8 protein-coding genes are annotated in these 14,417 nt (G+C 65.8%); 1 reads left to right on the top strand and 7 read right to left on the bottom strand.

What is annotated here, in order from left to right; genetic code table 11:
- Positions 1 to 125: 125 nt before the first annotated feature.
- The 4 genes from OKW43_RS23670 to OKW43_RS23655 form a co-directional block, all read right to left on the bottom strand.
- Positions 126 to 1,631 (bottom strand): flavin-containing monooxygenase, encoded by a 1,506-nt coding sequence (locus OKW43_RS23670; protein ID WP_429450217.1) that lies wholly within the window; start codon positions 1,629 to 1,631, stop codon positions 126 to 128.
- A gap of 189 nt (positions 1,632 to 1,820) precedes the next feature.
- Entirely contained in the window at positions 1,821 to 3,005 is a 1,185-nt protein-coding gene (locus OKW43_RS23665; protein WP_429450215.1) for a tetratricopeptide repeat protein, read from the bottom strand.
- A 164-nt stretch (positions 3,006 to 3,169) separates the two neighbouring features.
- Positions 3,170 to 3,850, bottom strand: coding sequence for a PspA/IM30 family protein (locus OKW43_RS23660; protein ID WP_429450213.1), 681 nt, complete (start codon positions 3,848 to 3,850; stop codon positions 3,170 to 3,172).
- Between the two features lie 458 nt (positions 3,851 to 4,308).
- Positions 4,309 to 4,962 carry a hypothetical protein gene (locus OKW43_RS23655; RefSeq protein ID WP_429450211.1) on the bottom strand — a complete coding sequence of 218 codons (654 nt, stop codon included), beginning with the start codon at positions 4,960 to 4,962 and terminating at the stop codon, positions 4,309 to 4,311.
- Between the two features lie 554 nt (positions 4,963 to 5,516).
- Between OKW43_RS23655 and OKW43_RS23650 the strand changes: the two genes are divergently transcribed.
- Positions 5,517 to 8,018 (top strand): penicillin-binding protein 1A, encoded by a 2,502-nt coding sequence (locus OKW43_RS23650; RefSeq protein ID WP_429450209.1) that lies wholly within the window; start codon positions 5,517 to 5,519, stop codon positions 8,016 to 8,018.
- A 432-nt stretch (positions 8,019 to 8,450) separates the two neighbouring features.
- Here the strand turns inward: OKW43_RS23650 and OKW43_RS23645 are convergent, their stop codons facing one another.
- Genes OKW43_RS23645 through OKW43_RS23635 form a run of 3 tightly spaced genes read right to left on the bottom strand, consistent with a single transcriptional unit; the run spans position 8,451 to position 14,304 of the window.
- Complete coding sequence (locus OKW43_RS23645) at positions 8,451 to 10,016, bottom strand: efflux transporter outer membrane subunit (RefSeq protein ID WP_187636389.1); 1,566 nt, start codon at positions 10,014 to 10,016, stop codon at positions 8,451 to 8,453.
- Positions 10,017 to 10,030: 14 nt separating this feature from the next.
- Positions 10,031 to 13,159 carry an efflux RND transporter permease subunit gene (locus tag OKW43_RS23640; RefSeq protein ID WP_429450207.1) on the bottom strand — a complete coding sequence of 1,043 codons (3,129 nt, stop codon included), beginning with the start codon at positions 13,157 to 13,159 and terminating at the stop codon, positions 10,031 to 10,033.
- Positions 13,156 to 14,304 carry an efflux RND transporter periplasmic adaptor subunit gene (locus tag OKW43_RS23635; protein ID WP_429450205.1) on the bottom strand — a complete coding sequence of 383 codons (1,149 nt, stop codon included), beginning with the start codon at positions 14,302 to 14,304 and terminating at the stop codon, positions 13,156 to 13,158. Before OKW43_RS23635 ends, OKW43_RS23640 begins: the two co-directional genes overlap by 4 nt.
- Positions 14,305 to 14,417 lie beyond the last annotated feature (113 nt).

Below are 14,417 nucleotides of genomic sequence, written 5' to 3'. Positions count from 1 at the left end.
GCGTGTGCTGGACTGGGAGCCGCTTTATCGGCTGTGGGAACTGATCGTGATCATCGTGAAGTTTCTGTGGGAGCTGTTGCAGTTGCTGAGCGGCGGCGGGTGATGACAGTGCCGGCCCACGAGCTTCAACGCGCGAAGCGGTAATCCTGCGGCCGCACACGCCGCGTACGCTTGCGAAAGCTGAACGTGAAGCCGGGCCAGATCGCGGTGACTTTGCCGCTCTGCGTCTGATACCAGCTATGGCAGCCGCTCGTCCACACCGCGTGCTGCATCTCCCGCTGCAGACGCGCGTTGAAATCGCGCTGCACGTCGGCGCGCAAGGTCATCGTGCGTGCGTTCCGCCGGCGCAGCACGCGCAGGCAATCGCCGATGTACCGCAGTTGCGACTCGATCATGTAGATCATCGAGTTATGGCCGAGCCCCGTGTTCGGCCCGACGATCATGAAGAAGTTCGGGAAGTTCGCGATGCTCGTGCCGAGATAGGCCTCGGGGCCATCGCGCAGCCATAGCGTGCTGAGGTCGGTGCCGCCGAGGCCGGTCACTTCGAACGGCGCGGGCACGTCGTTGACCTGGAAGCCGGTGCCGCAGATGATCGCGTCCGCGCGGTGATGCACGCCGTCCTCGGTCAAGATGCCATCCGCGACGATCTCGCGAATGCCGCTCGTCACGACCTCGACGTTCGGCTGACAGACGGCCGGGTAATAGTCGCTCGACAGCAGCAAGCGCTTGCAGCCGAGCCGGTGGTTCGGCGTGAGCTTCGCGCGCAGCGCCGGGTCCTTGACGCGTCGCTCGAGATAGCTGAGGCCGAACTTCATCGGCATCTTCATCAGTTCGGGATTGACGACGAACGCGATTCCGCGCGATTCGAGCTGCCAATAGATCGCGCTGCGAACCAGGCGCTGCGTGAACGGCAGCGTGCGGAACAGCCATTGCGCGCGCGGGCCGATCGGCTTGTTGCGCTTCGGCATCACCCACGGCGCGGTGCGCTGGAACAGATCCAGGTGCGCGACGCGCGGCTGGATTTTCGGCACGAACTGGATCGCGCTCGCGCCGGTGCCGATAACCGCGACGCGTTTGGCGTCGAGCGGATATGCGTGATCCCAGCGCGCCGAATGGAACAGCTTGCCTTCGAAACGTTCGATGCCGGCGATACGCGGCAGCGCGGGACGCGACAGCGGACCGTTCGCGGCGATCAGCACGTCGGCCTCGATGGTTTCGCGAGCGCCGTTCGTGTCGAGCTCGACGAGCCAGATCTGGCGCGCTTCGTCGAAACGCGCGGCGCTCACTTTTGTATTGCAGCGCACGTAGCGCTCGATGCCGTACTTGCGCGCGCAGTGCTGCAGATACGCGAGAATTTCGGCTTGGCTGCTGAACGCGCGCGACCACGCCGGATTCGCCTCGAACGAAAACGAATACAGATGCGAGGGGACGTCGCAGGCCGCGCCGGGGTAGGTATTGTCGCGCCACGTGCCGCCGATGCCGCTCGCAGCCTCGTAGACCGTAAACGACGTGATGCCCGACTGCTGCAGACGAATCGCCATGCCGATGCCGGCAAAGCCACTGCCGACGATCGCAATGCGCGGCGCGGCGGATGAAGCGGAAGGGGCAGATGTCAAGGCGGTCTCCGGCATGGGGCGAAAGCGGCGGGTGAAACGATTGCAGCTGCGGCTACGGTGCAGTGGGCTCGCGCAGCACGAGGGCAGCCAGGCGGAGTCGGCGCGGGTGTGACTTGAACGAAGGCGGTGCGCAAAACCGGCAGGCAAAAAACAGGCTCCGCGCAGGAGCCTGTTGTTGATTCGACGCGGATCGATCAGGATCGATCAGGTATCGGTCCAACCGCCGGAATCGTCGTTGCTGCCCATGTCGATGCCGCCGCCGCTGCCGTCATCGTTCCAGTCGTTCGAACCCTGACCGAAGTCGAGGCTGCCGCCGTTTCCTGCGTCGTTGCCGCGCCGGCGCAGTTCGTCGGGGTCGACAATCACGTCGCGTTCGACGACGCGCTCACGTCCATGACTGAGCGCTTCGCCAAGCAGCACGCCGGTCAGCAGACCGCCCATGCCGCCACCCATGCCACCGCCTTGCTGCACGATGACCTGCGGCTGCTGCTGATATGGACCCTGTTGCGGATAAGGCGGCTGCGGACTGCCGAAGCGCTGGGCTTCCTGCGCGTACGGCGATTGCTGAGCGGTGCCCACGGACGCGGAAGTCGGATCGGGCCGGCCGTCGGCGCGCGCGCGCAGACTCGCGATGCGCTGCTCGAATTCGTCGAGTGCATAGGGCGGCAGCGGATTCTTGCCGTTCGACAGCGTTTCGACGGCGCCGCGCAACTGCTCTTCGGTCGCTTCGACGTCTTTTTCGAGCAACTCGTGACCCGGCGCGATGGACAGCTTCACGTCGAGCTTGATCGAACGCACCGTGTTGAGCATGTCGGTTGCGCGCTTCAATTGCGCGCGTCGATCGTCGTCGGCGCGCGTGTCTTCCTGGCTGCGCGCGCGTCTCAAGGTCCAGCGCAACACGAGCGCGATCACCGCGATCAGAACAATGATACCGATCCACATACCCACCCCCGGACCATGCCGTTGTTGCGCTTGCGACATCATCGCCGACTGTTGCTGCACAGCAGGCGCATTCTGCTGCGCGAACGGATTCGCGGCGTGACGGGTGACGTTGCCGCCCGCGCGTTCCGCGTCGCGGCGCAGGCGCGCTTCGGTTTGCGCGAAACGGCTCGGGTCGGCGAAACGGATTTGCGGATCCAGCGTCTTCGCCTGTTGGACCTGCGCGAGCGCCTCGGCCGAACGGCCTTCGCGATCGAGCACCTGGGCGTACAGATAGTGCGCGTGAGCGTTGTTCGGATGCGCTTGCAACACCTCGGTGAGGCCGGCGTCGGCCTGCTGCCAGTTGCCCTGCGACATCGCCGATTCGATTTGCTGAACGGTCGGCACCGCGAACGCCGCGGCCGACACGAGCAGCAGCGAAGCGAAGGCGGTTGCGAAAAGTTTTTTCATTTGCAGACCGGGCGCGGCGCGCCCGTCTCCATCAGTCGATTGCGGTGGCTACCTGTGGCGGCCGGTATGCCGGTGCGTTCAGAAGCGAGCGCACCGGCATGTGCTACTACTGCTGCTGCCATTGCTGTGCGTACTTGCTGCGAGCAGGTACACGCATCCGGCATTTACTGCGCCGGCGTATTGAGTTGCTTTTTCAGCGCTTCGAGCCGATCGTCGACGGACGGGCCGCGGTTCAGATCCGCGAGCTTGTCGTCGAGCGCCTTGCCGCTTTTCTCGTCGGCGGAGTTCAGACGTGCGTCGGAACGCGCGTTCGACAGCGCGACCTTGTCTTCGAGCTTCTGGAAATCCTCGGACAGGTTCTTGCCGCCGATGCCGCCGAGTGCGGTGGCCGCGGTATCTTTCGCCTGCGCGATCTGCTGCTTGGCCTGCAGGATATTCGAGCGCGCGTTCAGGTCGTTCCGGCGCGTGCGCATGTCGTCGATCTGGCTCTTCAGTTGCGCGACCGACGGTTCCAGCGAAGTCAGTTCTTTCGTCAGCGCATCGCGTTCGGCTTCGGCGGTGGCCTGCGCGCCGAGCGCTTCGCGCGCGAGCGCTTCGTCGCCGGACTGCAGCGCGCGGCGGGCACCGTCTTCATACTTCTTCGCCTTGTCCGCGGCAACATCGCGCTTGCTTTGCTGAGTGGCGACCTGCGCCTGAATCTCGATCAGCGAGTTCTCGGCCCGGCCGATGCTGTCGTCGAGTTCGCGCACGATCTGGCGCGAGTCGCGCGACGGGTCCTGCACGGAGTCGGCCGCATCGTTCAGAAGACCTTTGAGCGTGCGCGAAATGCTGTCAAAAAGCGACATGAAAACCTCCAGAGAATGTGGGCGGCGCCGACGATGCGTGCGCGCCTGAGTGCCTTGAACTACTGCTACTTTACGCCGCCGCGCCTGATGCTGCGCAGCGTTCGGACCGGAGTTCGGGGCGCACTTGCCAATTGCAATAGTGCAGCCCGTTTTTGTTGGGGCGCAATGCCGGTTGATGCTTGCCTGGATGTTGGAGAGCCGCGATGGGCATGGACTTGACGGCGGATATTACACCATCGGCTGTCTTAAAGATGGCTTAAACGATGCGGCCGCCCGAAGGCTCGCGCGATACTGGAAAAGCCGCTGTTTGCGCCTGTGGGCGGGCGTTATCGAACGGCATTCATACGGGTGTCACTGATGTAACGATATGCAACCGGCGGCGCGTTGCGCACGAGTGCCGGCTTGCTCAAAGGCGGTGATCGCGGCTCACGTGCGGTAATTTTCCGTCACGCTTTTCGTCACGCGAAGCGGCCGCCTTCGGCGCGCGGGTCGCTGTCCGGTTCGTCGTCGTCGGGGGCGTCGTCGTCGATGCGGGGGCGCTTGAGTGAGTTGCGCAGACGCGCCGACGTGCCGGACAGCCGTTTCGACGCTGCATCGTCGATTGCGTCCGTTTCGGCGTTTTCCGCGTTGTCGGCGGCTCGCGCTGCCGTCAGCCGCGCGACGGCTTCGGCGGTGGCCGCCGCCTGTTCGTCCTGCTCGGCGGCGAGCGCGGCGGCGACGCCGGCGGGAAGCAGCGGCGCGGGGGAGTCAGCAGGGTCGGTTGCGGTGTTGGCCGCCGCGTTTGCCGCCGCGTTTGCCGCGGCAGTGTCGCCAGAGGCACCCGCACCATCCGTCTGATGCGCTGGCAGCGACGCCGGCAATGCGGCACGTGCATGGCGTGTACCACGCGCGACGCGCTGCAGCGCTGCATTCAGCGCGTCGGGCGCGCGCGGCGCGCGCAGCCGGTCGACGATGCTCGCGGCCTTGACCTGTTCGCTGGTCGCGCCGAAGCTCAGCACCGCGCGCCGCATCAGTTCACTCACGCTGATGCCCAGATCCTCCGCGGTCGCGGTGATCGCACGTTTCTGCGCGGTCGTGACGAATACGACGATGCGCTCGCTGGGCTTGGACATGATCGACTCGCAGTCTTGTTGGCATGGGCGGGTCGGCGCGTGCCTCCGGATACGGTGTCGGAGCCCGTCATCGGATTTGCGTTGGAGCCCGCCGTTGGGTCCCCGTCGCGCGCATCGAGAGACGCGCGCGGGGTTCATCATATGACGAGTTGCGCCGCCACGGAACAAGCGCGGTGCGAAAATCCCGTGACATCAATGAGTTGTAGTGTTTGCGGGCGGTTTGTCCACAGCCCTTTCAACAGAAAATGTTGATAACCCCGCACAAGCCGCGCGTCGAGCGCACGCTGGCACGCGCTGCGCGAAATTACAGACCCTTACCAGCAAAAGGCCGCCGACGAAGGGAATTCTTACAAAAAATCTGCGTTGGACCGCTGCCGATTTCTTTAAAATGCGCTGTTACATTGCGCCGGACATGGTCCGAGGCGTGCCGTGCGGCCGGCCGGGGGCAAGGTCCGCAGGGCGGCGTGTGTCCCGGCCAGCATGTCGAACACGACCCAGCGCGCGCCGCGAGCGCGTGCAGACAGGCGCGCAGTTGCGGGCCCATTACTCCAGTCATGCCAATTATCAAACGACCGCATTCCTCGAACTCTCCGGCCGGTGAAGACCGGGACTCCAACCAACGCACGCCTGGACGCAACGCCGCTTCGCGCGAGCCCGAGCGCGGCCGTCGGTCGATCGGCGCGTCGCTCGTTCTGTGGTTCTTCGGCCTGATCGCGACCGTCGTCGTGGTCGGCGCGCTGATCGTCGGCTATGCGCTGGTCGTGATGGGGCCGCAGTTGCCGTCGCTCGACGCGCTCACCGACTATCGCCCGAAAGTGCCGCTGCGCGTCTATACCGCGGATCACGTGCTGATCGGCGAATTCGGCGAGGAGCGCCGCAGCCTGGTGCGCTTCCAGGACATCCCCGACCAGATGAAAAAAGCGGTGCTCGCGATCGAGGACTACCGCTTCTACGAACACGGTGGCGTCGACTTCGTCGGCATCCTGCGCGCCGGCTTCGCCGACCTGGCGCACGGCGGCGCGTCGCAGGGCGCGAGCACGATCACGATGCAGGTCGCGCGCAATTTCTTCCTGTCCAGCGAGAAGACCTACACGCGCAAGATCTACGAAATGCTGCTCGCGTACAAGATCGAGCGCACGCTGACGAAAGACCAGATCCTCGAGCTGTACATGAACCAGATCTATCTGGGCGAGCGCGCGTACGGCTTCGCAGCGGCCGCGCGCGTGTACTTCGGCAAGGACCTGAAGGACATCACGCTGGCGCAGGCCGCGATGCTCGCGGGTCTGCCGAAGGCGCCGTCCGCGTATAACCCGGTCGTCAATCCGAAGCGCGCGAAGATCCGTCAGGAGTACATCCTGCGACGCATGCTCGAGCTGAACTACATCACGCGGCAGCAGTACGACCAGGCCTTGAAGGAAGAGATTCAGACGAAGAATCCGGGCAACGAGTACAGCGTGCACGCCGAGTACGTCGCCGAAATGGTGCGGCAGATGATGTACGCGCAGTACAAGGACGAAACCTATACGCGCGGCCTGAACGTCACGACGACGATCGATTCCGCCGATCAGGACGCCGCGTATCGCGCGGTGCGCAAGGGCGTGATGGACTACGAGCGGCGCCACGGCTATCGCGGACCGGAAGGCTTCGTGCAGTTGCCCGATGCGGGCGACGACCGCGATCAGACGATCGACGACGCGCTGACCGATCACCCGGACAACGGTGAGATCATCGCCGGCGTGGTGACGGCCGCGAGCGCGAAGCAGGTGGTCGCACAACTGGTCGACGGCACCCAGGTAACGGTGTCGGGCGATGGCCTGCGCTTCGTCGCCGCCGCGCTGAGCCCGCGCGCGAACGCGACGCTGCGCATCAAGCCGGGTTCGATCGTGCGCCTCGTCGCCGACGACAAGGGCAACTGGCAGATCACGCAGTTGCCGCAGGTCGAGGGTGCGCTCGTGTCGCTGACGCCGCAGGACGGTGCGATCCGCGCGCTGATCGGCGGTTTCGACTTCAACAAGAACAAGTTCAACCATGTGACGCAAGCCTGGCGCCAGCCGGGTTCGAGCTTCAAGCCGTTCATCTACTCGGCGGCGCTGAACAAGGGGCTGGCACCGGCGACGATCATCAACGACGCGCCGCTGTTTTTCCCGCCGAGCACGCCCGGCGGCGACGCGTGGGAGCCGAAGGACGACGACCAGCCTGATGGTCCGATGTCGATGCGCGTCGCGTTGCAGAAGTCGAAGAACCTCGTGTCGATCCGGATCCTGTCGTTCATCGGCACCAAATACGCGCAGGACTTCGTCACGCAGCGTTTCGGCTTCGATGCCGACAAGACCCCGCCGTATCTGCCCATGGCGCTCGGCGCGGGCCTCGTCACGCCGTTGCAGTCGGCGGGCGCGTACTCGGTATTCGCGAACGGCGGCTACCGCATCAATCCCTATCTGATCAGCGAAGTGAACGACGCGCGCGGCGTGGCGATTTCGCGCGCGCAGCCTCTCGTCGCTGGGCGCGACGCGCCGCGCACGCTCGAACCGCGCAACGCGTATGTCATGAACAGCCTGTTGCATTCGGTCGCGACCGCGGGTACGGGCGCGGGCACCAACGTGCTGAAGCGCTCGGATCTGCAGGGCAAGACCGGTACGACCAACGACGCGAAGGACGGCTGGTTCGCCGGCTATCAGCAGTCGCTGGTGGCGGTCGCGTGGATGGGCTACGACCAGCCGAAGAGTCTCGGCAGCCGCGAATTCGGTGCGCAGCTCGCGCTGCCGATCTGGGTCGAGTACATGCAGCGCGCGCTGCGCGGCGTGCCGCAGGCCGAGCCGCAGCAGCCCGACGATGTGACGGTGATGAACGGCGAGCTGTTCTTTACCGACATGTTGCCGGGGCAAGGCTTCGTCGCGAGCATCGGTCTCGATTCGGGCAATCCGATGGCCGGCTCGAGCGATGCGGTGGGTGGCGTCGGGCCGGCGGGCATGACGCCGCCAGTGGTGCCGCCGCCGAGCGTGACCACGACTGAGAAGAAGCAGATCATGGATCTGTTCGAGTCGAACAAGCCTTGATGTCGGGAGCGCAGGTGTGCGGGGTGGGCCCATCCTTTTCAAAGCGATTCGGGTGCCCGCCCGCTCTCGCCGCATACCGTCATATCAACGGTGAAATACCTCGACGCGAGGCACCTCGTCGGAAAAAGCGGACAGAAGTGCCCACGCCTCGTAAGGCTTTGCACCGGCAAGATGCTCCGATAACTTCATCGTCAGATCATGCCAGGCTGAATCGTCTTCGGGCACAGCAAGGGTACGGCCATCGTTTAGCCTGACGAGCAACACGATCGAATTCCCAACCCATTGATCGCGCCCAACACTCTGGCTGATTTCGCACCGTACAAACAAATCGTAATACGTTCAATGCGTTAGCCCGCTTTTCAGGCAGTTTTCAACAGGCTCATCAACACGAACTGGGGATAAGTGCGCAGCGTTCCGTACGGAATCCCTCGTTTAGTTGGATGCCGCCGTGTTCGCCGCTTCAACCGATGCAGGCGCAGAAGCTGAAGTCGCCGCGGTCGATGACGCACCAGCCTGATCAACCGGCGGATTCCCCATCGCCTGAAACAACGCGGCCGTATCCGTCAGCCGCGCGCTCATATAGCGGATCTCATCGAGCTGCGCGTTGCGCCATTGCTGCTCGCTCGAACGCGTCGCCGCGACGGGCAGCGCGCCGAGCCGATAGCGCGCCGATGTCTCGTTGAACACGCCTTGTGCCGAACGCGCGGCGATGTTCGCGGCATCGAGCGACTGCGCGTCGTGCTCGAGCGAGGCGAGCGTATCGGCGACGTTCTGGAACGCGGCCAGCACGGTCTGCTTGTATTGCGACACGCTCGCCTCGTACGTGTGCTGCGCCGCGCGGCGCTGCGCGACGAGCGCGCCGCCATGAAACAGCGGTTGCGACAAAGAAGCGCCGATGCTCCAGATGGCCCCAGCACCTGACATCGCAACCGGCCAGCTAAAGCCGCCTTGTCCCATCGATGCCGACAGCGACAGGCTCGGAAACATCTGCGCGGTCGCGACGCCGACATCGGTCGCCGCGGCCTTCAGCGCGGCATCGGCCGCCTCGATGTCAGGCCGCGTGCGCAGCAGCTCCGACGGCACGACGACCGGCACCTGCTCGGGCACATGCAGCTGCGCGAGATCGATGTCGTCCGGCGCGGCATCGGGTGTGCGGCCGAGCAGCACCGCGAGCGCGTGACGCGTAGTGAGCCACTGCTGCTTCAGCGCCGGCAGACTCGCCGACACGCTCGCCGCGCTTTGCTGCGCGTTCAGCAGATCGGCATGCGACACCGCGCCGAGCGCGAAGCGTCGTTCGGTATCGCGCGCCTGATCGTTGGCGAGGCTCACGAGCCGCTCGGTCGTATCGATCTGAGCATGCAGCGCGGCGCTCGTAATCGTCGCCGTGACGATGTTCGCGGCGAGCGCGCGCCGCGCTGCCTCGAGCTGGTAGACCTGCACGTTCACGCGGGCGGAGAGTGCCGCGTTCGCCAGACGCGCGGCGCCGAACAGATCGAACGTATAGTGCGCCTGCAACTGACCGACGAACACGTTGTACAGAAACGTGTTCGGTCCAATCTCGGGAATCGCGAGCGCGCGATTGCGGGTGGCCTGGCCGCCGGCGTCGATGGTCGGCAGCAACGAGCTGCCCACCTGCGCGCGCAGTTGCTCGCGCGCGGCGGCGAGACTGCGGTCGGTCGCGGCGAGCGTCGGACTGTTGCGCAGGCCTTCGTCAACGAGCGTGTTCAGCGCATCCGAACGGTACAGCTTCCACCATTCAGGCACCGGCTGCGCGCCGGTCACGAACTGCTGCGTGACGCCCTGCGCGGGCACGGTTTGCGTCGGCATCGCTTCGGCGCCGTAGTGCGCGGGCTGCGGCATCGCGGGCGCATCGCCGTTCGGTCCGAACGAGCAGGCGCCGAGCATGCAGGTGAGGCTCGCGATGCTCGTGGCAATCGCGGTACGGGCCAGCGCATCGAAGCCCGCGCGGCGGTGGCGGGATAGGGCGGGAATAATCATGCTCGTGCTCATGCTCAGTTACCCGTGTGCGTGGCGCCGGCACCGGGCGGCGCGTGCGGCTCGCGCTCGTCGGTGCGCACACGGAACGACGCGGCGTACAACGCGGGCAGATAGAACAGCGTGAGGATCGTCGCACTCGTGATGCCGCCCATCAGCGCGGTCGCCATCGGCCCGAAGAAGTTCGAGCGCAACAGCGGGATCAGCGCGAGCACGGCGGCCGCGGCGGTCAGCGTGATCGGCCGGAACCGCCGCACGGTCGCGCCGACGATCGCATCGAAGCGTTTGTGCCCCGACGCGATGTCCTGCTCGATCTGATCGACGAGAATCACCGAATTGCGCATGATGATGCCGAACATCGCGATCACGCCGAGCATCGCGACGAAGCCGAACGGCTGGCCGAACAGCAGCAACGTAAGCACGACGCCGATCAGGCCGAGCGGCGCGGTCAGTACGACCATCAGCACGCGCGCGAAGCTTTGCAACTGGATCATCAGCAGCGTGAGCACCGCGATCACCATGATGGGAATCTGCGCGTTGATCGAGGTTTGACCTTTGCCGCTTTCCTCGACGGAGCCGCCGATCTCGATCCGGTAGCCGACCGGCAGCGTCGCGCGGATCGGCGCGAGCGCGCGATCCACCGCGTGCGTGACGTCGATGCCTTGGGCGCCGGCCGAAACGTCGGACTGCACGGTGATAGTCGGCTGACGGTCGCGTTCCCAGATCACGCCGTATTCGAGGTCGTTGCGCAGATGCCCGAGCGTACCGAGCGGTACCGGGCCGTTCGATGTCGGCATCGCGAGCGCGGTCAACTGCGACGGATCCACACGTTCGGCGCGCGGCGCGCGCAGATCGACGCTGATCAGCTTGTCGCGCTCGCGATACTGCGTGACCGTATAGCCGGACAGCGTCATCGCCAGGAAGCTGGAGACGTCTTCGGAAGTGACGCCGAGCTCGCGCGCGCGTTTCTGGTCGATCTCGAAGCGCACCGAGCGCTCGGCGGGCTCATCCCAGTCGAACTGCACGTTGCGCGTGCCGCGATTGGCGCGCATCGTCACGGCGACGCGCTCGGCGATCGAGCGCACAGTCGCGATGTCGTCGCCGCTCACGCGGAACTGCACCGGATAGCCGACCGGTGGCCCGTTTTCGAGGCGTGACAGGCGCGTGCGGATCGCCGGGAAGTTGTTCAGCAATTCCGGTTCGAGCCATTGCGCGAGCTTCTCGCGATCCTTGACGGACTTCGCGGTGATCACGAACTGCGCGAAGTTCGGTTGCTGCAATTGCTGATCGAGCGGCAGATAGAAACGTGGTGCGCCGGTGCCGACGAAGCTGACCGTGTGATCGATCTCGGGGCGCCCGTGAAGCGCTTTTTCGAGGCGTTCGGCCTGGCGCAACGTGGCATCGAACGACGCGCCTTCGGGCAGCCGCACATCGACCAGCAGCTCCGGCCGGTCCGAGCTCGGGAAGAACTGCTGCGGCACGAGCGAGAAGCCGGCCATCGCGAGCACGAACAGCAGCACGGTGATCGCGAGCACGACGAAACGCCGCTCGATGCACCAGCCGATCCAGCCGCGCAACCGCGTATAGAAGCGCGTGTCGTAGATGTCGTGTTCGTGGTCGTCGGGCTCGTGCGCGTGACGCTTGCGCTCCGGCAGCATGTGATAGCCGAGCAGCGGGATCAGCACGACCGCCGCGAGCCACGACGCGATCAGCGCGATCGCCGACACCTCGAAGATCGAGCGCGTGTACTCGCCGGTGCTCGATTTCGCGAGCGCGATCGGCAGGAAGCCCGCCACGGTGACGAGCGTGCCCGTCAGCATCGGAAACGCGGTGCTGGTGTATGCGAAGGCCGCGGCGCGCGCGCGGTTCCAGCCTTGCTCGAGCTTCACCGACATCATCTCCACCGCGATGATCGCATCGTCGACGAGCAGGCCGAGCGCGAGCACGAGTGTGCCGAGCGATACCTTGTGCAGGCCGATATCGAACAGGTACATGCACAGCGCAGTGACCGCGAGCACGACCGGAATCGAGATCACGACAACCATGCCGGTGCGCACGCCGAGCGACACGAGGCTGACGACCAGCACGATCCCGACCGCTTCGGCGACCGCTTCGAGAAAGTCGTTGACCGAGCGCGCGACCGCGTGCGGCATGCTCGATACTTCGACGAGCTTCAAACCGGCGGGCAGCGCGGCGCGAAATTGGGTCATCTGCTGATCGAGCGCGCGGCCCAGCCGGATCACGTCGCCGCCCGGCTGCATCGTCACGCCGATGCCGAGCACGGGCTTGCCGCCGAAGCGCATCTGCGTGACGACCGGGTCGTCGTAGCCGCGCCGGATCGTCGCGATGTCGCCGAGACGAATGGTGCGGTTGTTGATGCGGATCAGCATGTCGGCGAGCGCATTGACGTCGTTGAACTGGCCGCTCGGGCGCACGAACACGCGGTCGTCGGTGGTGGTCAGCGTACCCGCGGGCGCGATCGTGTTCTGCGCGTTGATCGCCTGGCCAAGCTGTTGTGGCGAGATGCCGAGACGCGTCAACTGCGTGTTCGCGATCTCGATGTAGACGTGCTGATCCGGGTCACCGAAATAATCGACCTTGCCGACGCCCGGCACGCGCAGCAGCACCGAGCGTAGCTGGTCCGCGTAGTCGTGCAGTTGCGCGGCGGAAAAGCCGTCGCCTTCGAGCGTATAGATGTTGGTGTAGACGTCGCCGAATTCGTCGTTGAAGAACGGGCCCTGGATGCCCGGCGGCAGGGTCGCCGCAATGTCGCCGACTTTCTTGCGCACCTGGTACCACGTCTCGGGCACCTGGCGCACCGGCGCCGAGTCCTTCATCGTGAAGAAGATCAGCGATTCCCCGGGACGCGAGTAGCTGCGAACGAAGTCTATATAAGGCGTCTCCTGCAGCTTGCGGCCGATGCGATCGGTCAGCTGCTCCTGCACCTGGCGCGCTGTGGCGCCTGGCCAGAACGTGCGGATCACCATCACGCGAAACGTGAAGGGCGGGTCTTCCGACTGCGCGAGGCGCGTGTACGCGAGGATGCCGAACGCGGTGGCGAGCGCGATCAGGAACACGACCAGCGCCTGATGACGCAGCGCCCACGCTGACAGATTGAAGCGTCCTTCTTCGTGCGACGTGCTCATGAAGCGAAGTCCTCGGGATGCAGCGGTGCGATCGCGCGGACTTTCTGGCCGGCGCTCACGGTGTGCACGCCTTGCAGCACGACGCTTTCGCCATCTTTCAGGCCGTCGCTGACGACGAACGTGCGCTCGTAGTAGCGCGTGACGCTCACGCGACGCAGTTCGAGCGTGTTGTCCGCGGCGCGCACGACCCACACGGCCGGCTCGCGTCCCTCGTGAAAGAGCGCGGTGACCGGCAGCGTGAACACGCCATACTGCGCGGCCGCCACGGCGAGCGGCACGGCCGGCGTGACGTCGGCGGTCATGCCGAGGCGCACGTCGACACCGGCATCGAGCAGCGTCAGACGCGCGCGCCAGGTGCGGCTTTGCGGATCGGCGGCCGGCGACAGCTCGCGCACGCGCGCGCTGAGCCTGCGGCCAGGCAGCGCGGCGAGCGTGACGCTTGCGTTCTGGCCGACGGCGAAGGCGGCAAGCGCGCTTTCGGGCGCGTCGCACAGCACGTCGACGTCGCCGCTCCACGCGAGGTTGTAGACGGCCTGACCCGCCGACACGTTCTGGCCCGTGTCCGCCTGTTCAGCCGTGATGACGCCAGCATGACCGGCGACGAGCGTCGTGTATTGCAGCTGGTTCTTCGCGAGTGCCGCCTGCTGCTGCGCCTGATCGCGCTGCGCGAGCGCGGATGCGTAGGCGTTGGTGGTCTGTTCGAGCTGTGCCGGCGCGATCAGGTTTTCTTTGGCCTGCGCCTTGTCGCGCTCGAGCTGCTGCTGCGCATAGACGAGGTTGTGCTGCGCGGCGTCGAGCTGCGCCTCGGTGCCGGCGACGTTTTTCTGCGCATCGGCCGGGTCGAGCAACGCGACGACTTCACCGCTCTTCACCGTGTCGCCGAGCCGCACCCGGCGCTCGATGATCTTGCCGGCGACGCGGAACGACAGCGGCGTCGAATAGCGCGCCTGCACTTCGCCGGGCAGCGACGCCGCCTGCAGCGCGTGCCCGTCCGCATGGACGGCGAGCGCGACCACCGGGCGCGGCGCGGGCGCCGCGGCTTCCTGCTTCGAGCAGGCCGCGAGCGCGAGCACGCCTGCCAGCGCCAGCGCGCAGGTCTGCCGGGAGAAGCCGCGGTGACAGGATGGAGGAGACTGCTGGCGCATCGCTGACGATGCGAGAGAACCGGGACGCTTCACAATTACCCCAACTGGAGACAGCGAACGAACTCGGCAAGCCGCGCGGCCCGCCCGCGAAGACCCGCACGCCGAGTCATGCA

Source organism: Paraburkholderia sp. WC7.3g, assembly GCF_050436345.1.
Taxonomy (GTDB): Bacteria; Pseudomonadota; Gammaproteobacteria; order Burkholderiales; family Burkholderiaceae; genus Paraburkholderia; species Paraburkholderia podalyriae.
The sequence above is the reverse complement of the archived record's forward strand: the minus strand, read 5'-3'. Positions and strand labels throughout refer to the sequence as shown.

Coding starts and splice junctions, on each gene's coding strand:
- OKW43_RS23670 (WP_429450217.1), bottom strand. CDS start 1,631: ATGCCGGAGACCGCCTTGACATCTGCCCCTTCCGCTTCATCCGCCGCG.
- OKW43_RS23665 (WP_429450215.1), bottom strand. CDS start 3,005: ATGAAAAAACTTTTCGCAACCGCCTTCGCTTCGCTGCTGCTCGTGTCG.
- OKW43_RS23660 (WP_429450213.1), bottom strand. CDS start 3,850: ATGTCGCTTTTTGACAGCATTTCGCGCACGCTCAAAGGTCTTCTGAAC.
- OKW43_RS23655 (WP_429450211.1), bottom strand. CDS start 4,962: ATGTCCAAGCCCAGCGAGCGCATCGTCGTATTCGTCACGACCGCGCAG.
- OKW43_RS23650 (WP_429450209.1), top strand. CDS start 5,517: ATGCCAATTATCAAACGACCGCATTCCTCGAACTCTCCGGCCGGTGAA.
- OKW43_RS23645 (WP_187636389.1), bottom strand. CDS start 10,016: ATGATTATTCCCGCCCTATCCCGCCACCGCCGCGCGGGCTTCGATGCG.
- OKW43_RS23640 (WP_429450207.1), bottom strand. CDS start 13,159: ATGAGCACGTCGCACGAAGAAGGACGCTTCAATCTGTCAGCGTGGGCG.
- OKW43_RS23635 (WP_429450205.1), bottom strand. CDS start 14,304: ATGCGCCAGCAGTCTCCTCCATCCTGTCACCGCGGCTTCTCCCGGCAG.